Genomic DNA, 18,072 nt, shown 5'->3' on the forward strand with positions numbered 1-18,072 from the left:
GCGCGAGGACATTCGAACAGGCGGGGAGGCCTGGTGGACACCAGCCGACGGCAGGAGCAGCGGGCGAGCTCCGCGGCGAAGCAGCGGCGCAGAGAGCTGCTCGAGGCCGCGGACCGGGTCGTGCTGCGGGACGGCCCCGAGGCTTCCATGAACGCCATCGCCGCCGAGGCGGGCATCACCAAGCCCATCCTGTACCGCCACTTCGGCGACAAGAGCGGCCTGTACCGTGCCCTGGCCAAGCGGCACACCGACGCCCTGCTCGCCGGCCTGCGCGCCGCCCTCGACGCCCCCAATGAGCGGCGCGACCGCGTGGCGGCCACCCTTGACGCGTACCTCGCGGCCATCGAGGCCCGGCCGCAGGTCTACCGCTTCCTGATGCACCCCGCCGAGAACCCTCCGGACGCGGACCGCGGTTTCGACATCGGCCGCCACGCGGCGCCCGTGCTGCGCCGCATGGGCGAGGAACTGGCCGACGTCGTCGCCGAGCGGCTCGACCTGGGCCCGGAGGGCCAGGTCGCGGCCCGGGTGTGGGGACACGGCATCGTCGGGATGATGCACGCCGCCGGTGACTGGTGGCTGGGCGAGCGCCCCGTCGCCCGCGACGTCCTCGTCCGCCACCTCACCGACCTGCTCTGGGGCCGCCTCGCCGCCGTCGGCGACCGCCCCGGCGCCCCCCGCCTCTGACGCACCCGCCCGCCCGAGCCGCGCCCGGGATGCGGGGCGCCCTCGTCCCCGGGACGACGCACACGGCCGGGGACCGGTGGCCGGGCGAGCGCCCCGTCGCCCGCGACGCCCTCGTCCGCCACCTCACCGACCTGCTCCGGGGCCGCCTCGCCGCCGTCGGCGACCGCCCCGGCGCCCCCCGCCTCCGACGCACCCGCCCGCCGCAGGACCTCAGGTCTGCGGGACCAAGCCCCCCGCACCGGGCGCCCAGGCGGCCCGGCGCACCGCGCGCAGCGCGCGGCGGCGGCGCAGGCCCGTCAGCCGGTCCACGAACAGGCCGCCACCGAGGTGGTCGCACTCGTGCTGCAGGCACCGGGCGAAGAACCCGGTGCCCTCCACGCGCACCGGCGCGCCGTCCTTGTCGACGCCCTCGACGACGGTCTCGTCGTACCGGGCGGTGCCCGCGTGCACACCCGGCAGGGACAGGCAGCCCTCGTGCCCGGTCACCACGACCCCCTCGTTGTGCACGACGCGGGGGTTGACCACGTGCCCGAGGTGCCGGACGTCCTCGTCGTCGGGGCAGTCGAAGACGAACACCCGCAGCGGGACGCCGATCTGGTTCGCCGCCAGACCCACCCCTTGGTGCGCGTACATCGTGGTGAACAAGTCCTCCACCAGGGCGTCGAGTTCGGCACCGAAGACGGTCACGTCGCGGCAGGGTTCCCGGAGCCCGGGGTCACCCAGCAGCCGCATCGGGCGGACGGTCCCGGAGCTGCCGGGGATGGGGGCGTGTCGCATGCCGGTCAGCGTACGGGGATGGCTCGTTTCAACGCCGGTGGCGGAAGTGGATAGGCTGATCGGCGACCGATACCTTTCCGGCCGGTGCACCGGGCGGGGCGCGCACCCCGGCCGACCGCCGGGGGTGGGCGGGGCCGGACGCGAGGAGGATGTGGAGACGATGGCAGGCAACGCGGAGCCACTGTCGCCGCGGGCGAAGCTGGCCGTGACGGCGGGCAAGGCCGCGGCGGCGGTGTCGCGGGCGGCGGGGCGCGGCAGCGGATCGGTGATCGGCGGCCGGGTGGCACTCAAACTCGACCCTGATCTGCTGGCCCGGCTGGCGACCCATCTCGACGTCGTGCTCGTTTCGGCCACCAACGGCAAGACGACCACCACCCGGCTGATCGCCGAGGCGCTGCGCGCCAACGGAGAGGTCGTCTCCAACGCGCTGGGCGCCAACATGCCGGCCGGCATCACCTCGGCGCTGGCCGGCGGCTCCGAGGCGCGGTACGGCGTGATCGAGGTGGACGAGAAGTACCTGGCCGGTGTGGCCCGGGACGTCAAGCCCAAGGCGATCGCCCTGCTCAACCTCTCCCGGGACCAGCTGGACCGCGCAGCCGAGACGCGCATGCTCGCCGAGAAGTGGCGCGAGGGACTGGCGGGCTCGGACGCGATCATCATCGCCAACGCCGACGATCCGCTGATCACCTGGGCCGCCTCCTCGTGCCCGACCGTCGTCTGGGTCGCCGCGGGCCAGGAGTGGAAGGACGACGCCTGGTCCTGCCCCTCGTGCGGCGGCGTTCTGCAGCGGCCGGCGGAGGACTGGTTCTGCGGGGAGTGCGGTTTCCGCCGCCCGACGCCGACCTGGGCGCTCTCCGGCGACCACGTGATCGATCCGTACGGGTCCGCGTGGCCGATCCAGCTCCAGCTGCCCGGCCGGGCCAACAAGTCCAACGCCGCCGTGTCGGCCGCCGCGGCGGCCGCCTTCGGGGTCGACCCCAAGGTCGCCCTGGAGCGGATGTACAAGGTGCAGGCCGTCGCGGGCCGCTACGACGTGGTGCAGTTCCAGGGCCGCGACGTACGGCTGCTGCTGGCGAAGAACCCGGCCGGCTGGCTGGAGACCTTCTCGCTGATCGACGGGCCGCCCACCCCGGTGATCCTCTCCGTGAACGCCCGCTCGGCGGACGGCACGGACACCTCCTGGCTCTGGGACGTGGACTACACCCGCCTGGCAGGGCACCCGATCCGGGTCGTCGGCGACCGCAAGCTGGACCTGGCGGTCCGCCTGGAGGTCGCGGGCCTGGACTTCCAGGTGTGCCGCGACTTCGACGAGGCCGTGGCCACCTCGCCGGCCGGCCGGATCGAGGCCATCGCGAACTACACCGCCTTCCAGGACCTCCGCCGCCGCGTCGGCAACTGACCGAAGACCCGTTTCGACAGGAGAACACGCTGTGAGCGACTCCAGCCTGCGTCTGGTGTGGGTCTACCCCGACCTGCTGAGCACCTACGGCGACCAGGGCAACGTCCTGGTCACCGAGCGCCGGGCCCGCCAGCGGCGGGTGCCGGTCACCCGGATCGACGTACGGTCCGACCAGCCGATCCCGACCTCGGGCGACATCTACCTCATCGGCGGCGGCGAGGACCGGCCGCAGCGGCTGGCCGCCGAGCGGCTGCGCCGCGACGGCGGGCTGAACCGGGCGGTCGACAACGGGGCGATCGTCTTCTCGGTGTGCGCCGGCTACCAGATCATCGGCCACGAGTTCGTCAACGACCTCGGCCGTCCCGAGCCGGGCCTGGGCCTGCTGGACGTCGTCAGCGTCCGCGGCGAGGGCGCGCGCTGCGTCGGCGACGTGCTGGCCGACATCGACCCCGCGCTGGGTCTGCCTCCGCTGACCGGTTTCGAGAACCACCAGGGCGTCACGCACGTGGGCAAGAACGCCCGCCCGTTGGCCCGGACCCGCTTCGGCAACGGCAACGGCACCGGCGACGGGACCGAGGGCGCGTACAACGACACCGTCTTCGGCACGTACATGCACGGCCCCGTCATGGCCCGCAACCCGCAGATCGCGGACATGCTGATCAAGCTGGCGATGGACGTCAGGGCGCTGCCGCCGGTCGACGACCAGTGGTACGAGGCGCTGCGCGCGGAGCGCATCGCCGCGGCGACCCAGCCCGCCTGACGCCCGCAGTGCCGCGGGACGGGGCGGGGGGACGGCGGGGCCGCAGCCGGGGTGGTGTCCGCACTGCGGGCGGCGTTTCCGCCGCCCGCGCCCGGCTCGATAACGTAGGTGCAGCGGTGCGCGTGGCCGCGGGTCCATCCGGACGACGAGGTCCGGCGCCCGGATCGATCATTCAGGAGTAACGAGCAAATGCGTATTGGTGTGCTGACGAGCGGCGGCGACTGCCCCGGCCTCAACGCCGTCATCCGGTCGGTCGTGCACCGCGCGGTCGTCGACCACGGGGACGAGGTCATAGGCTTCCACGACGGGTGGAAGGGCCTCCTCGAATGCGACTACCGCAAGCTCGACCTCGACGCGGTCGGCGGCATCCTGGCCCGTGGCGGCACCATCCTCGGCTCCTCCCGGGTCCGCCCCGAGCACCTGCGGGACGGTGTCGAGCGGGCCAGGGGCCACGTCGCCGACCTGGGTCTGGACGCGATCATCCCGATCGGCGGCGAGGGGACCCTCAAGGCCGCCCGGCTGCTGTCCGACAACGGCCTGCCGATCGTGGGCGTGCCCAAGACGATCGACAACGACATCGCCTCCACCGACGTCACCTTCGGCTTCGACACCGCCGTCACGGTGGCCACCGAGGCGCTGGACCGCCTGAAGACGACCGCCGAGTCGCACCAGCGCGTGCTGATCGTCGAGGTCATGGGCCGGCACACCGGCTGGATCGCGCTGCACTCCGGCATGGCGGCCGGCGCGCACGCCATCGTCGTGCCGGAGCGGCCGTTCGACATCGAGGAGCTGACCAAGCGGGTCGGCGAACGCTTCTCCGCGGGCAAGAAGTTCGCGATCGTCGTGGTCTCCGAGGGCGCCAAGCCGCTCGAGGGCACGATGGAGTTCGAGACGGGCGTCAAGGACGTCTACGGGCACGAGCGTTTCACCGGCATCGCCACCCGGCTCTCGATCGAGATGGAGGAGCGGCTGGGCAAGGAGGCCCGCCCCGTCATCCTCGGCCATGTGCAGCGCGGCGGCACCCCCACGGCCTACGACCGGGTGCTGGCCACCCGTTTCGGCTGGCACGCGGTCGAGGCCGCCCACAACGGCGACTTCGGCATGATGACGGCGCTGCGCGGCACCGACATCACCCTGGTGCCGCTGGCCGAGGCCGTCGAGCACCTCAAGACCGTCCCGGCCGAGCGCTATGTCGAGGCCGAGTGCGTGCTGTGACGCGCTGATCACCTCCCAGAGCCGCCCCCGGTCGCGAACGCGGCCGGGGGCGGCTCTAGTCTGGTGCGGGCGCACCCGCCCCAACCGGCACATTGCCGACGGCGCGGCGCGGTGCGGCAGGCGCGACAGGAGAGTGACGGATGGACCACGGCGGACACGGGATGACGACGGAGCTCCCGCCGTTCACCCTCGGCCGGGGGCTCGAGTTCAGCGGGGACCCGGTCTTCCTGGCCGGCTGTGTGCTGGCACTCGTCCTCTACGGCTGGGGCGTCGTAAGGCTGCTGCGGCGCGGCGACCGCTGGCCGGCCGGGCGGATCGTCGCCTTCGTCGCCGGGGTGCTCTCCATCGCCCTGGTGATGTGCACCGCCCTGAACGACTACGGCATGGCCATGTTCAGCGTCCACATGGTGCAGCACATGGTCGTCAGCATGGTCTCGCCCATCCTCCTGCTGCTGGGAGCCCCGGTGACACTGACGCTGCGGGCGCTGCCGACCGCCGCACGCGGCCGCAAGGGGCCGCGGGAGCTGCTCGTGGCACTGCTGCACAGCCGCTACATGCGGGTGATCACGCACCCGGCGTTCACCATCCCGCTGTTCATCGCCAGCCTGTACGGGCTCTACTTCACCCCGCTGTTCGACACCCTCATGGGCAGCCGTACCGGGCACATCGCGATGATGGTCCACTTCCTCGCCGTGGGCCTGGTGTTCTTCTGGCCCATCATGGGCGTGGATCCAGGTCCGAACCGGCCGAGCCATGTGATGCGCATCCTGGAGCTCTTCGCCGGGATGCCGTTCCACGCCTTCTTCGGCATCGCGCTGATGATGGCGAGCGAACCGATGATCGGCGCCTTCCAGCACCCGCCCGCCTCGCTGGGGATCGACGCGCTGGACGACCAGACCGCGGCCGGCGGCATCGCGTGGGCGTTCAGCGAGATCCCGTCAGTGATCGTCCTCGTGGCGCTGCTGATCCAGTGGTACACCTCCGACCAGCGCCAGGCCCGCCGCAAGGACCGCGCCGCGGACCGCGACGGCGACGCGGAACTGGCAGCCTACAACGCGTACTTGGCATCCTTGGAGGCGCGGGGTCGCGGCTGACCGGGGCCGCCCGCCACGAAAGGAGGGCCCCATGGGCGACCAGGTACGGATCAAGGGTGACGCGCTGTGCCTGCCGGGGGGTGTGACGGTGCGCTTCATGCGCACCTTGCGGCTGCCGGAGACGGGGACGCATCCGCTGCCACCCGGGCTCGGCGCCTTCCCGCTGCGGCGGGTCGCGGATCACCCCGACACCGTGCCCCCGGAGTGGCTCGCGCGGGGCGGCGTCATGCTGCCCGTCTACCAGCGCGAAGCCATGTGGCTCAGTTTCTCGGCCGCCGCTCCGGCCGCGCTGCAGGTGGGCGTCGGCAAGGTGTGCGCCGTGTCGGGGCGGCCGTGGAGCGATCGGCTGTCGCAGGACCCGCAGAACTACCTCGTGGTGCCGCGGCAGCCGTGGCTGGACGGCATCAACTCGGGCTCCGGGACGATCCGGCAGTTCGTGGCCGTGCCGCTGGGCCTGGGCGCCACCGTCGAGGGCCAGGTCAGCGGGGAGGAGGTCTGGGGCGGGGTGCAGTTGCAGGTGTTCGAGCTCGGCGAGGAGCGGCTCGCCGCGTGGCAGGACGAGCAGCGGCGCCGGCCGAGCATCCGTCCCACCGCCTTCGGCGGCTACGGCGGCGCTCCTGGGGCGATGCCGATGGCCGCCCCGTCGGCCGTCCCGCCGGCGGCCCCCGGAGGCGCGCCGCGGGCCGCGAGGGCCGCGGGACGCTCGCCGGTCACCATGGGGCTGGGGGCGGGCGGCCGGATGCGGCAGGAGGTCTACCGCGACGACCGCGCGCCCTCGGACTGGCGTGACAAGCCCTCGGGCCGGGTCTTCGTGCACCTCACGACGGTGCCGGAATGGCGCCGCATCACCGGCGAGCCGGCTCCCCCCTCGCCGGTCGACCGCGCCGCGTACACCGCTGCGGGTCTGCCCTGGTTCGACTACTACGACGCCGACGCCGAGGACCTGGCGGCGCCCGGCGCGCTCAGCCGGGTCGAGCCGGTCGGCGACTGGCTCGGCGAGGACGAGTCGCCCTGGGTGGCGCCTCATCCCGGTCAGGTGAAGCACCTCAAGGACGGGGACCAGGTCACCGACGGCGACTGGTAGCGCACAGCGGGCGGCGGCGGGACCATGGAAGCCGGGCCGCCGCCTCGCGGCCCCTCGGGGAGGAGGCCGAAGATGCCCACACCTGCCAAGGCGATGATCACCTGCACGGTCGCAGGCCTGATCGCCGCGACGGCGTACACGGTCGCGCTCGGCCCCAGCGGCTGGCTCTGGTTCGCCTGGGTCGTCCTCACGCTGTCCACGATCGGCATGCTCGCGGTCCGCACGCCCCGCTGAGGCCCCCGCCAGGGCGGTGCGGGTCCTCCCCCCGCCCACAGCGATGCCGCCGACCTCGCCGCCTTCCCGGTGTCGTCAGGTCAGCCGGCGCCGCGGCGGGCCAGGCCGGAGACGAGCAGGTCGAGGACGAACTCGAAGCGCTCGTCGCCCTCGTCGCGCGTGAGCGCCTCCACCATGCCGACCGGGGGCCGCCGGCGCCGGCCCCCTGGTGGCGCCCTCGCTACCCGTCGGCCACCGGTCGCGAAAGCGCCGCGGCGCACTCGTGCCGGCCCGGTGACGCCAGGCGCCCGCCGCGCCTAGACTGACCATCCTCGCACCACGTTGTGACCTGGCAGAACGCCGCCCCGGAGCCGACCGGCGCCAGTAGGGAGACCGTCAGTGTTCTACTACGTGCTCAAGTACGTGGTCCTCGGCCCGCTGCTGCGGGTGCTGTTCCGCCCGAGGATCGAGGGCATGGAGAACATCCCGGAGGAAGGCGCGGCGATCGTCGCGGGCAACCACCTGTCGTTCTCGGACCACTTCCTGATGCCCGCGATCCTGCCGCGCCGCATCACCTTCCTGGCGAAGGCCGAGTACTTCACCGGCACCGGCCTCAAGGGGCGGCTGACGGCGGCGTTCTTCCACAGCATCGGGCAGATCCCGGTCGACCGCTCCGGCGGCAAGGCGGGCGAGTCGGCGATCCGCGAGGGCCTGAAGGTGCTCGCCAAGGGCGAACTGCTGGGCATCTACCCCGAGGGCACGCGCTCCCACGACGGACGCCTCTACAAGGGCAAGGTCGGGGTCGCCACCATGGCCATCCGCGCCGGCGTCCCGGTGGTCCCCTGCGCGATGATCGGCACGTACGAGATCCAGCCCACCGGCCGTCGGCTGCCGCGCATCAAACCGGTGACCATCCGTTTCGGCGAGCCGCTGGACTTCTCCCGCTTCGAGGGGATGGACAACGAGCGCTATGTGGTGCGTTCGGCCACCGACGAGATCATGTACGCCATCCTCGCCCTGTCCGGCCAGGAGTACGTCGACCGCTACGCCGCCGAGGTCAAGGCGGAGCAGCAGGGCCAGACCGGCATCGGCTCCCGGCTGCGGCGCAGCGCCTGACCTTTCGCCCGTTCGCCGTGCGCGGATCCGCGCACGGCGAACCGGTCTGGTCCACGTGTCTTCCTGCCGCTAGCGTCACCGCCATGACGGGAACCGCGTTCGTCTCGGGGCAACGGGACAGATCGGCCGGGCGGCGGTGCGCGCCCTCGCCGAGGACGGCTGGGAGGTGAGAGCCGCCTCCCGCGGGGGCGGCGGCGATGTGCGCTGGCCCGACGGGGTGCGGCCGGTGGCCGTGGACCGCGAGGACACCGCGGCTCTGGCGGCGGCGCTCGGCGAGGGCTGCGACGTGCTGCTGGACTGCGTCGCCTACGGGCCGGAGCACGCACGGCAGTTGACGGATCTCGCGGACCGGGTCGGCTCCGCGGTCGTCGTGTCCACCTGCTCCGTCTACGCGGACGACCGGGGCCGCAGCCTGGACACCGGCGGGGAGCCGGGCGGCGCGCCCGTCCTCCCGGTGCCGATCCCGGAGACGCAGCCGGTGCTGGCCCCCGGCGAGGGCGGCTACTCGGCGCGCAAAGTGGCGCTGGAGCGCCATCTGCTGGCGGCAAAGGGGCGGTTGCCCGTCACTCTGCTGCGCGCCGGGGCCGTCCACGGACTGCACAGCCTGCGGCCGCGGGAGCTGTACTTCGTCAAGCGGGCCGTGGACCGGCGGCCCTTCCACGTCCTCGCGTACAACGGCGCCAGCCGCTTCCACCCGGTGCACGCGTCGAACCTCGCGGAACTGGTGCGCCTCGCCGCCCGCCGCCCCGGCACCCGCGTGCTCAACGCCGGTGACCCGTACGCCCCGACGGTCGCGGAGATCGCCGACGCCATCGCGGCGGTACTGGGCCACGAGGCGGAGACGTACACCGTGGACGGCCCTCCCCCTGCGAAGAACGTCGGCGACACGCCCTGGACCACGGCGCACCCCTTCGTCCTGGACATGTCGGCCGCGGAGCGCGAGCTGGGCTACCGCGCCGTGACCGGTTACGCGGAGTCCTTGCCGGAGACCGTGGCCTGGCTGGTGGAACGGCTCGGCGACCGCGACTGGCGCGAGGGCTTCCCCTACCTGGCGTCGACGTACGACCGCTTCGGCGACCTGTTCGACTACGAGGCCGAGGACCGCTGGCTGGCCGCCGGAAAACCGCTCGCCGCGCACCGGGAGGCTCACTAGCCTCGGGGCGTGACAGAGGACGGGACATGAGTGCGCGGCTGCGGGCCCTCGCCAAGGAGACGGAAGGCTTCGTCGCGGACGGCCGCTACCGCACAGCCCGGGGCGTGGAGGTGGCGATCGGCGAGGCCGTCGCCCGGGCCGTGCGAGGGACGCGGATCCACGGCCCCGGGCCCGTCGATCCCGGCCCCGGCGTGGAGGGCATCGGTCCCACGGTCTTCGAGGTGACCGGCGAGGACAGCCTGCAGGCGGCACGCCGGCTGGTGGGGAGGGTCCGGGAGGCCCCGGTCGCCGTGCTGAACTTCGCCTCGGCGCGCAACCCCGGCGGTGGCTACCTGAACGGGGCGCAGGCGCAGGAGGAGGCACTGTGCCGCGCTTCGGCGCTCTACACCACGCTGCTCGCGGCGCGGGAGTTCTACGACTGGCACCGCGAGGACCGCAGCCCCTTCTACAGCGACCGGGTGATCCACTCCCCCGCCGTCCCGGTCTTCCGCGACGAGCGCGGCGCCGTGCTGGACGAGCCCTTCGACGTCGGCTTCCTCACCTCCCCCGCGCCCAACGCGGGGGTGATCGCCCGTCAGGAGCCGGAGGCAGTGGACCGGGTGCCCGCCGCCCTGTCGTCGCGGGCGGGCCGGGTCCTCGAGGTCGCGGCGGCGCACGGCTATCCCTCCTTGGTGCTGGGCGCCTGGGGCTGCGGGGTGTTCCGCAACGACCCGGCGGCCGTCGCCGCCGCCTTCCGCGAGCACCTCGGGCCGGGCGGCCGGTTCTCGGACCGCTTCGCCCGGGTCGTCTTCGCCGTACTGGACCGGCGCGCGGACTCGCCCACCCGCACGGCCTTCGCCGCCGCCTTCCCCGGGTAGAGGAGTCACATGAGCGACAAGCGCAACATCGACACCGTGATGGACGCCGTGGACCAGAAGTGGATGCCGCACGTCCTCGCCGAGGTCAACGACTACGACGTGAAGGTCGCCGACGTCGAGGGCGACTTCGCCGAGCACGCGCACGCGGACACCGACGAGTTCTTCCTCGTCCTCGCCGGCCGTCTGCACCTGGAGCTGCCGGACCGCACGGTGACCCTCGGCCCGCACGACGTGTTCACCGTGCCCCGCGGCGTCCCGCACCGGCCGCGCGCCGAGGAGGGCACCCGCATCCTGATGTTCGAGCCCCGCGGCACGGTCAACACCGGAGACAGCGACGAGGGCACGGGCACGGCCGGCGTACGGCTCGGATAGCCGCCCCGGCCGCGGGGGCGCCGCCCAGTCGGGGCTCCGGCGCACGTGCCGGGAACGGAAGGGCGTCCGGTGTCGTCGCCGCAGTACCGGGCCACGCCTTCGCGCGCCGGCCGCCCCGCGCCACCCCGTGCCCCGGGGCGGTGCTCACCCGTCTGGCGCAGTGTTTGTTTGCCCCGCCCGGGTGAGGGCCGCACAGTCGAGGAATGGCGGTGACCGGGCGCCCCATCCCCGGCGATGGACGAGGCGAGCTCCCGGGCGACCGCCCCGGGTCCCGCGCTCGACGGCCCCTGCCACGCGGTCCCGCACCGCCCCGTGCGCTCCAGCGGCCCTCCCGGGCCCACGCCACCGCCCGAAGCGCGGCCACGGGCCCCGCCCGGCGCGGTCGCGGCGGACGCACGGTCCCCGCGCCCCGAAGGATCGAGGTCTCCATGGACAGCACCCAGAAGACACGCGTCGTGCTGCGGCTCCGGCTCCACGAGGGCACGGGCGATCAGTATGCGCAGGCATACGACCTCGTGCACCGCGGCATCGTCAACGCCGACGGCTTCATCAGCTCCCAGGTCTGCCGGTCCCTCACCGACCCGGACAGCTGGATCGTGACCAGCGAGTGGCGGTCGCTCGAGCAGTACCTCGCGTACCTGTCGAGCGAGGACTTCAAGGCGCGCCGCGTCGGACTGCGCGAGTGCGTCCTGGAACACGAGTCGACGCAGTACGCGGTCGTGGCCGACGTCCGGTCGTGATGCCGTGACGGCGTGCTCCGGCCCCCGGGACGGTCCGTCCGCCCCGGGGGCCGGTCCGCGGGCGCGTCAGCTCCAGCGGTACAGCTCCTTGAGCCGGTTCACGACGATGTTGAAGCGGCCCCGGTCGAGCGCGCAGGCCTCCCGGCGCATGCCGTCCGGGTGGACGCGCATCACCCGGTCGACATTCACCCAGGACGGGCGGTTCTCCTTGTCCCACGGGCCGGAACCGATGGCGACCCACTCGCGGTCGTCGTTGTGCTCCTTGCTGGACAGCTGCACCGCGAGCAGAGTGTCGCCGGCCTCGCGCGCGACGATGAGGACCGGCCGGTCCTTGCCGCGGCCGTCGTTCTCCTCGAAGGGCACCCAGGTCCAGACGATCTCGCCGGGGTCGGGGTCGCCGTCGTGGGCCGGCGCGTACTCGGTGCGGACGGGACCGACCTGCTCGGGCTCTGCCTCGGTGGTCGCGGTGGGGCCGTAGCGGCCCGGGGTCTCGGTGTCTATCGACGTCACGGGAGTACGCTAGCCGACAGCATACGCCGCAGGCACAACCCGTCCGGGGCAACTGCCGTCAGCAGCGCGGCGGGACCGGCGAGCGGGGCCAGCACGGACTGCCCCTGTTCCGCGTCCGGTGCCGACGACGCTCGCGCCTGTATCGGTGTGTCCTCGAAGGCCGGGTCCACCACGAGGAGTTGACCGACGGCCCGATAGGTGTGCAGGACGGCGGGCCCGGCCCACCCCTGCGCGCCCGGCCCGAAGGCGAGCTCCTGGTCCAGCAGCGGACGGCCGCCGATCCGCGCCGTCAGGCGGGTGGTGAGGCGGCCGGGCCGCTCCCCCGCCCGGCCGAGGATCTGCTCCTCGCGCAGGACGAGGCGGGCCCCCGGAGCGAGTTCCGCCGTGGTGGCCATCAGCAGGTCACTGCCCTGCGCTGCGATCAACGGCTCCGGCAGCCAGTGCAGTTCCGCTCCCTCGCCGACCACGAGCCGCACGGTGTACCGCGCTCGGCCGCCGTCACGACCCGGCAGCGCCACGGTGGCCGCCGCCGCGTCCACGTGCAGCACCGCGCCCGGTGCCGCCGTGACGTGCACGGCCAGCCGGTCGCCGCCCAGCGGCGCGGTCATGGCCCCGACGACCGTCACCCGGGCGGCTCGTCCGTCCGCGGACCGCGTACGGCGCAGCGCGAGCGGTCCCTCACCGGCGAGTTCGGGCAGCGCGGTGCCGCCGCGGCCGTCCGGGACGGCGGTGATCCGCGCAGTGGCGTGGACACCGCTCACGCGGCGACCGCCGCCCAGGCCGCCAGCCGGTCGCGGACCCACTCGGCGACGGGGCCGACGCCGTTCTCGGCGACGAGGGAGGTGAAGACCACCGGCAGTTCGCCGCGCTGCCGCTGCGCGTCGCGCGCCATGCGGCCGAGGTCGGAGCCGACGTACGGGGCGAGGTCGGTCTTGTTGACCACCAGCAGGTCGGCTGTGGTGACCCCGGGACCGCCTTTGCGCGGGATGTCGTCGCCTCCGGCCACGTCGATGACGAAGACCTGCGCGTCGACCAGGCCCTTGGAGAAGGTGGCGGTGAGGTTGTCGCCGCCGGACTCCACCAGGACGAGGTCCAGGGGCCCCACGGCGTCCTCCAGTTCCTCGACGGCCTCGAGGTTGGCCGAGATGTCGTCGCGGATCGCGGTGTGCGGGCAGGCGCCGGTCTCCACGGCGGCGATGCGCTCCGCCGGCAGGACGGCGTTGCGCAGCAGGAAGTCGGCGTCCTCGCGCGTGTAGATGTCGTTGGTGACGACGGCGATGGACAGCTCGTCGCGCAGCGCCCTGCACAGCGCGGCGACGGTGGCGGTCTTGCCCGAGCCGACCGGGCCGCCGAGCCCGACGCGCAGGGCGCGGCGGCTGCCGTCGGGGCGGGCGGTGGGAGCGGCCCAGGTGTGGCGCTGCGGGAAGACGGTGTGGTCGTGGTCGAGGTGCATGTCGGGTCCCCCTAGGAGGCGAAGAGGCGGACGGGCCACCCGGCGTGGGCCTCGGCGTACACGTCGAGAAGCGGCGCGGAGGCGGCGGGCAGGGCGTCGGTGCCCTCGGTGAGGCAGCGGTGGGCGGCGTCGGCGGCCCGGGCGGCGACGTCGTCCAGGTCCGGGGCGAGCCGTGCGAGCACGGCGGTCACGGCGAACGGGTCGAGGCTCAGCAGGCGTACGGCGGCGGTCGCCGGGCCGGTCACCGCCTCGTACGCCGCCGCGTGGGCGGCGTCGAGCGGCGCGAGGCCGGCGGCCCGGGCGGTGAGGCCGAGCACCACGGGCTGGTGGGCGCCCCGCGGCCGGGCGTCGGCGAGCGCGTCGAGATCGGGTGACGGCCAGGCGGCGCGGGCCGCGCGCGTCATCTGGCGGCCGAGGCGGCGGGCGGTCTGCCGCAGGGCCGGCGAGGGGGTGCGGGCGTCGGCGGCCTCGTCCAGCGCGAGCGGGTCGGCGCCCGCGGTGGCCGCGGCGGCGAGCGCCGCGGCCACCAGGCCGGTGGTGTGGAGCCTGCCGCGGCAGAACTCCTCGAGCGTGCCGGGGCCGGTGATCCGGCCCGCGGCGACCGCCGCCTCGGCCCCGCCGGAGTGGGCGTGGCCGCCGGCGGGGAAGCGTCCGTCGGCGAGCAGCAGCAGCGCGGCGCGGTTCATCGTCCCCCTGCCCGCTCAGAACAGGAAGTACCGCTGGGCCATGGGGAGTTCCGAGGCCGGAGCGGGTTCGACGACGTCTCCGTCGATGCGGACGGTGAAGGTGTCGGGGTCCACCTCGACCCGCGGCATGGCGTCGTTCTCGCGCATGTCCGCCTTGGTGACCCTCCGTGTGTCGCGGATCGGGAGGAAGCGCTTGCCGAGGGCGAGTCGTTCGGCGAGGCCGTCCTCGAGTGCGGTGTGCGTGACGAAGGTGAAGGAGTTGGCGGCGGGGGCGGCGCCGATCGCGCCGAACATCGGCCGGGGCATGACCGGCTGGGGGGTCGGGATGGAGGCGTTGGCGTCGCCCATCTGCGCGTAGGCGATCTGGCCGGCCTTGAGGACGAGGTGCGGTTTGACGCCGAAGAACGCCGGGTCCCACAGCACCAGGTCGGCGAGCTTGCCGCCCTCGACCGAGCCGATCTCTCCGTCGAGGCCCTGGGCGACGGCCGGGTTGATGGTGTATTTGGCGACATAGCGACGTGCCCGCAGGTTGTCGGCCCGCCCGTCGCCGGGCAGGGCGCCGCGCCGCCGCTTCATGACGTGCGCGGTCTGCCAAGTGCGCAGCACGACCTCGCCGATCCGGCCCATGGCCTGGGAGTCCGAGGAGATGATCGAGATGGCCCCCATGTCGTGCAGCACGTCCTCGGCCGCGATCGTGCCGGGCCGGATCCGCGACTCGGCGAAGGCGAGGTCCTCCGGCACGGCGGGGTTGAGGTGGTGGCAGACCATCAGCATGTCGAGGTGCTCCTCGACGGTGTTGACGGTGTGCGGTCGGGTCGGGTTGGTCGAGGACGGCAGGACGTTGGGGTGGGCGACGACGGTCATGATGTCCGGCGCGTGCCCGCCGCCCGCTCCCTCGGTGTGGTAGGCGTGGATGCCCCGTCCGGCGATGGCGGCGAGGGTGTCCTCGACGAAGCCGGCCTCGTTGAGGGTGTCGGTGTGGACGGCGAGCTGCGCGCCGGTCGCCTCGCACACCGTCAGGCAGGCGTCGATGGCGGCCGGGGTGGCGCCCCAGTCCTCGTGGATCTTGAACCCCACGGCTCCGCCGCGCAGTTGGGAGAGCATCGCCTCGTGCGAGACGGTGTTGCCCTTGCCGAGCAGGCCGATGTTGACCGGGTAGTGCTCCAGTGCGGCGAACATCCTGGCCAGGTGCCAGGGGCCGGGCGTGATGGTGGTGGCCTTGGTGCCCTCGGCCGGGCCGGTGCCGCCGCCGATGAGCGTGGTGACGCCGGAGGCCAGGGCCTCGTCCACGATCGTCGGGGAGATGAAGTGGACGTGCGCGTCGACGCCGCCGGCGGTGACGATCTTGCCGTTGCCGGCGATGACCTCCGTCTCGGGCCCGATGACCAGGTCCGGGTGGACGCCGTCCATGGTGTCGGGGTTGCCGGCCTTGCCCAGCGCCGCGATCCGCCCGTCGCGGATGCCGATGTCCGCCTTGACCACACCCCAGTGGTCCAGGACGATGGCGCCGGTGATGACCGTGTCGGGGGTGCCCTCGGCCCGGGTGGCGCGGGCCTGCCCCATCGACTCGCGGATCACCTTGCCGCCGCCGAAGACGACCTCGTCGCCCGAGCCGTCGGCGCCTCCCGACAGGTCCCGCTCGACCTCGATGAGCAGGTCGGTGTCGGCGAGCCGTACCCGGTCCCCGGTGGTGGGCCCGAACAGGTCGGCGTAGACGGCTCGCGAAAGCTCAGACACCGTGCTCTCCCCTCGTGTCCGTGTCCGCCCGGCGCACGCCGGCCCCGTCCCTCGTGTGCGACCCGCCGGCCTCGTGCGCGTCGTCCCGGTCGAGGGCGCCGCCGGTCTCGCCGCGCAGCCCCACGACGATCCGCGCGCCGCCGAGTGGCACGAGATCGACCTCGGCGGGGATGCCGGGCTCGAAGCGCACGGCCGTCCCCGCGGCGACGGCCAGGCGCTTGCCGCGGGCGGCGGCACGGTCGAAGTCCAGGCCCGGGTTGGCCTCGGCGAAGTGGTAGTGCGAGCCGACCTGGATCGGCCGGTCGGCGCGGTTCAGCACCCTCAGCCGGGTCACCGGCCTGCCCGCGTTGAGCACGACCGGTTCGGCCGCGTGCAGGATCTCTCCGGGAATCACGCGGCGCCCCCTAGACGATCGGCTCGTGGACGGTGACGAGCTTGGTGCCGTCCGGGAAGGTTGCCTCGACCTGCACGTCGTGGATCATCTCCGGCACGCCTTCCATGACGTCGTCCCGGGTGAGCACCTTGCGGCCCGATGCCATGAGTTCGGCGACGGTGCGGCCGTCCCTGGCCCCCTCCAGGAGGTGAGAGGTGATCAGCGCGACCGCCTCCGGATGGTTGAGCCTCAGGCCTCTGGCCCGGCGCCTCTCCGCCACGTCGGCGGCGACGTGGACGAGCAGGCGTTCCTGTTCATGGGGGGTCAGTTGCATGGCAACACCTCGCAGTCGTCCCGGGTGAAGGGACCCGCGGGGGCGTGTACGGCCTGCGGATCCGCTCTGCCGTTGTCCGGACGCCGCAGGTTAGTTCGGCGGCGTTTCGTCCGCGTTAACTTCCCTACTCGCTGTCGCCCTTACCCGGTGGCCCCGGCGGGCGCGCGGTCAGCGGCAGGTGGTGGCGGCCGCGGCCCTTGTGCGCCGGAGCGCCCTGCGCGCTCAGGCATGGGCCGTCCTCCCCCTGCCGTCAGGGGCGCCGGCCAGGGAGCGGGTGACCCGTGGGCCTCGGCGTCCTTGCGCAGCATGCCATGGCGCTCCTGGCTCCTCGCCGTACGACACGAAGGCGGCGACCGCCATGGCGTACCGCATCCTTCGCAGGCGACGCGACGGTCTTCCCGGCCGCAAAGCCTGTGCCGTCCGCGCCCTTCGACCGGGCCGATCTTTCGGCCGGCCGCTCACCGGACAGCGGGGCTCCGCCGACCTCACCGGGGAGCCGCCACCCGGCGCTACGAGCGCCGCCGCGCCACCGCGCGAAAGGCCGCATACAGGAGGGCATCCATCAGGAACCCTCGGAATCCCGGCATGGCGCAGGCGGGAAGCGGGCGGAGTGCCGGCACACTCGGCTGGTCCGTGCGGTGCCGCCACTCGGCGGGCCGGACCATGGCGACGCGACGGCCCTCCGGCCGCAATGCCTGTGCCGCCTTCGACCGGGCCGATCTTCCGGCCGGCCGCTCGCCGGACAGCGGGGCTCCGCCGACCTCACCGGGGAGCCGCCGCCCGGCGCTACGAGCGCCGCCGCGCCACCGCGCGAAAGGCCGCACGTGATCAGCCACGCCGGCACGGCCCTCGCGCCGGAAGCGGACAGGGCTCCATCGCCCCCGACGATCCACGCGGCGCGGCCGCCTCGACCCCGGTGTCCCTCCACCGGGGGATCCCTCGGGCCGCTCTTCCGGCTCATCCGCTGTCCGGGACGGCGGGGCTCCGTCGCCCTCCTCGGGCCGCTCGTCGGGCGCCGGCGGTGGCGACTGGTGGGCGACCGCGGGACGGGCCGGGCGCCCCGGCGCACGGCCGACACCGCCGCGCGCAGGACCGGTACGGGCAACCGGGGCACGCCGCGCCGCCCGGCCCCTGTCCCAGGCCCGCTCGGGCTTGGGGAGGGCCCGCCCGGGGGCCGCTCAGGCCCCGTCGTGGCGGGCGTTCGCCGTCCCGCGGTGCTCCGCGGCGATGCCGAAGCGGCGGCGTTCGCCTGTGGCGGACACCGCTCCGCGCACCGAGGAGACGGTGCTGACCACCGTCTCCTCGGGAGCGGCGTCCAGTTCTTGGAGTCGTTGCAGGTCAGCGGCAGAGACCAGGGCGACCAGCGGCTTGCCGTGACGTGTCACGACCACCCGCTCACCGCCGTAGACGACGCGGTTGATCAGCTCCGCCAGCTCCGCACGCGCTTGTGTCACCGGGACTTCATGGGCCATGCTCCCCATCATAACGAGATGTACGTCCTGTACATTTTTTACA

General features: G+C 73.8%; 20 protein-coding genes and 2 pseudogenes. 13 read left to right on the forward strand and 9 right to left on the reverse strand.

What is annotated here, in order from left to right; translation table 11 throughout:
* The first annotated feature begins 33 nt into the window (after window positions 1-33).
* The gene (locus tag AC3ET4_RS20890; RefSeq protein ID WP_431951589.1) at window positions 34-684 is read left to right on the forward strand and encodes a TetR/AcrR family transcriptional regulator; all 651 of its coding nucleotides are present in this window, start codon (window positions 34-36) and stop codon (window positions 682-684) included.
* A gap of 29 nt (window positions 685-713) precedes the next feature.
* Window positions 714-854, forward strand: a pseudogene (locus AC3ET4_RS20895) (TetR/AcrR family transcriptional regulator); the annotation flags it as partial.
* A 40-nt stretch (window positions 855-894) separates the two neighbouring features.
* On the opposite strand, the gene def reads toward AC3ET4_RS20895, so the two are convergent.
* Window positions 895-1,461, reverse strand: coding sequence for a peptide deformylase (def, locus tag AC3ET4_RS20900; protein WP_431951591.1), 567 nt, complete (start codon window positions 1,459-1,461; stop codon window positions 895-897).
* Between the two features lie 160 nt (window positions 1,462-1,621).
* On the opposite strand from def, the gene AC3ET4_RS20905 reads away from it, so the two are divergent.
* The 11 genes and pseudogenes from AC3ET4_RS20905 (at window position 1,622) to AC3ET4_RS20955 (ending at window position 11,464) form a co-directional block, all read left to right on the forward strand.
* Window positions 1,622-2,860: a MurT ligase domain-containing protein gene (locus tag AC3ET4_RS20905; protein ID WP_431951593.1), complete on the forward strand. Its 1,239-nt coding sequence runs from the start codon at window positions 1,622-1,624 to the stop codon at window positions 2,858-2,860.
* 31 nt (window positions 2,861-2,891) lie between these two features.
* Entirely contained in the window at window positions 2,892-3,620 is a 729-nt protein-coding gene (locus tag AC3ET4_RS20910; protein WP_431951595.1) for a type 1 glutamine amidotransferase, read from the forward strand.
* Between the two features lie 189 nt (window positions 3,621-3,809).
* Window positions 3,810-4,835 (forward strand): 6-phosphofructokinase, encoded by a 1,026-nt coding sequence (locus AC3ET4_RS20915; protein ID WP_431951597.1) that lies wholly within the window; start codon window positions 3,810-3,812, stop codon window positions 4,833-4,835.
* Between the two features lie 140 nt (window positions 4,836-4,975).
* A complete protein-coding gene (locus AC3ET4_RS20920; protein WP_431951599.1) occupies window positions 4,976-5,929 on the forward strand; it encodes a cytochrome c oxidase assembly protein in 954 nt (317 codons plus the stop codon).
* A 31-nt stretch (window positions 5,930-5,960) separates the two neighbouring features.
* Window positions 5,961-7,013, forward strand: a complete 1,053-nt coding sequence (locus AC3ET4_RS20925) for a hypothetical protein (protein ID WP_431951601.1) — start codon at window positions 5,961-5,963, stop codon at window positions 7,011-7,013.
* Window positions 7,014-7,085: 72 nt separating this feature from the next.
* Window positions 7,086-7,247 (forward strand): hypothetical protein, encoded by a 162-nt coding sequence (locus AC3ET4_RS20930; protein WP_431951603.1) that lies wholly within the window; start codon window positions 7,086-7,088, stop codon window positions 7,245-7,247.
* Window positions 7,248-7,625: 378 nt separating this feature from the next.
* A complete protein-coding gene (locus AC3ET4_RS20935; RefSeq protein WP_431951605.1) occupies window positions 7,626-8,342 on the forward strand; it encodes a lysophospholipid acyltransferase family protein in 717 nt (238 codons plus the stop codon).
* Window positions 8,343-8,445: 103 nt separating this feature from the next.
* A pseudogene (locus AC3ET4_RS20940) lies at window positions 8,446-9,495 on the forward strand (NAD-dependent epimerase/dehydratase family protein); the annotation flags it as partial.
* 26 nt (window positions 9,496-9,521) lie between these two features.
* Window positions 9,522-10,352 (forward strand): TIGR02452 family protein, encoded by an 831-nt coding sequence (locus AC3ET4_RS20945; RefSeq protein WP_431951607.1) that lies wholly within the window; start codon window positions 9,522-9,524, stop codon window positions 10,350-10,352.
* Between the two features lie 9 nt (window positions 10,353-10,361).
* Window positions 10,362-10,724: a cupin domain-containing protein gene (locus AC3ET4_RS20950; RefSeq protein ID WP_431951609.1), complete on the forward strand. Its 363-nt coding sequence runs from the start codon at window positions 10,362-10,364 to the stop codon at window positions 10,722-10,724.
* A 428-nt stretch (window positions 10,725-11,152) separates the two neighbouring features.
* The gene (locus AC3ET4_RS20955) at window positions 11,153-11,464 is read left to right on the forward strand and encodes an antibiotic biosynthesis monooxygenase family protein (protein ID WP_431951611.1); all 312 of its coding nucleotides are present in this window, start codon (window positions 11,153-11,155) and stop codon (window positions 11,462-11,464) included.
* A 66-nt stretch (window positions 11,465-11,530) separates the two neighbouring features.
* On the opposite strand, the gene AC3ET4_RS20960 is transcribed toward AC3ET4_RS20955, so the two are convergent.
* From AC3ET4_RS20960 to AC3ET4_RS20995, 8 genes are all read right to left on the reverse strand, one after another.
* Window positions 11,531-11,974, reverse strand: coding sequence for a type II toxin-antitoxin system PemK/MazF family toxin (locus AC3ET4_RS20960; protein WP_431951613.1), 444 nt, complete (start codon window positions 11,972-11,974; stop codon window positions 11,531-11,533).
* The gene (locus AC3ET4_RS20965) at window positions 11,971-12,735 is read right to left on the reverse strand and encodes an urease accessory protein UreD (RefSeq protein ID WP_431951615.1); all 765 of its coding nucleotides are present in this window, start codon (window positions 12,733-12,735) and stop codon (window positions 11,971-11,973) included. The genes AC3ET4_RS20960 and AC3ET4_RS20965 overlap by 4 nt, the downstream gene beginning before the upstream one ends.
* Window positions 12,732-13,427 carry an urease accessory protein UreG gene (gene ureG / locus AC3ET4_RS20970; RefSeq protein ID WP_431951617.1) on the reverse strand — a complete coding sequence of 232 codons (696 nt, stop codon included), beginning with the start codon at window positions 13,425-13,427 and terminating at the stop codon, window positions 12,732-12,734. The genes AC3ET4_RS20965 and ureG overlap by 4 nt, the downstream gene beginning before the upstream one ends.
* An 11-nt stretch (window positions 13,428-13,438) precedes the next feature.
* The gene (locus AC3ET4_RS20975) at window positions 13,439-14,113 is read right to left on the reverse strand and encodes an urease accessory protein UreF (RefSeq protein WP_431951619.1); all 675 of its coding nucleotides are present in this window, start codon (window positions 14,111-14,113) and stop codon (window positions 13,439-13,441) included.
* Window positions 14,114-14,128: 15 nt separating this feature from the next.
* Window positions 14,129-15,850 (reverse strand): urease subunit alpha, encoded by a 1,722-nt coding sequence (locus AC3ET4_RS20980; protein ID WP_431951621.1) that lies wholly within the window; start codon window positions 15,848-15,850, stop codon window positions 14,129-14,131.
* A complete protein-coding gene (locus AC3ET4_RS20985; RefSeq protein ID WP_431951623.1) occupies window positions 15,843-16,244 on the reverse strand; it encodes an urease subunit beta in 402 nt (133 codons plus the stop codon). The genes AC3ET4_RS20980 and AC3ET4_RS20985 overlap by 8 nt, the downstream gene beginning before the upstream one ends.
* Window positions 16,245-16,254: 10 nt before the next feature.
* Complete coding sequence (locus AC3ET4_RS20990; RefSeq protein ID WP_431951625.1) at window positions 16,255-16,557, reverse strand: urease subunit gamma; 303 nt, start codon at window positions 16,555-16,557, stop codon at window positions 16,255-16,257.
* Between the two features lie 1,178 nt (window positions 16,558-17,735).
* Window positions 17,736-18,029 (reverse strand): type II toxin-antitoxin system Phd/YefM family antitoxin, encoded by a 294-nt coding sequence (locus AC3ET4_RS20995; RefSeq protein ID WP_431951627.1) that lies wholly within the window; start codon window positions 18,027-18,029, stop codon window positions 17,736-17,738.
* Window positions 18,030-18,072 lie beyond the last annotated feature (43 nt).

The sequence above is a fragment of the Actinacidiphila sp. bgisy167 genome, assembly GCF_057707665.1.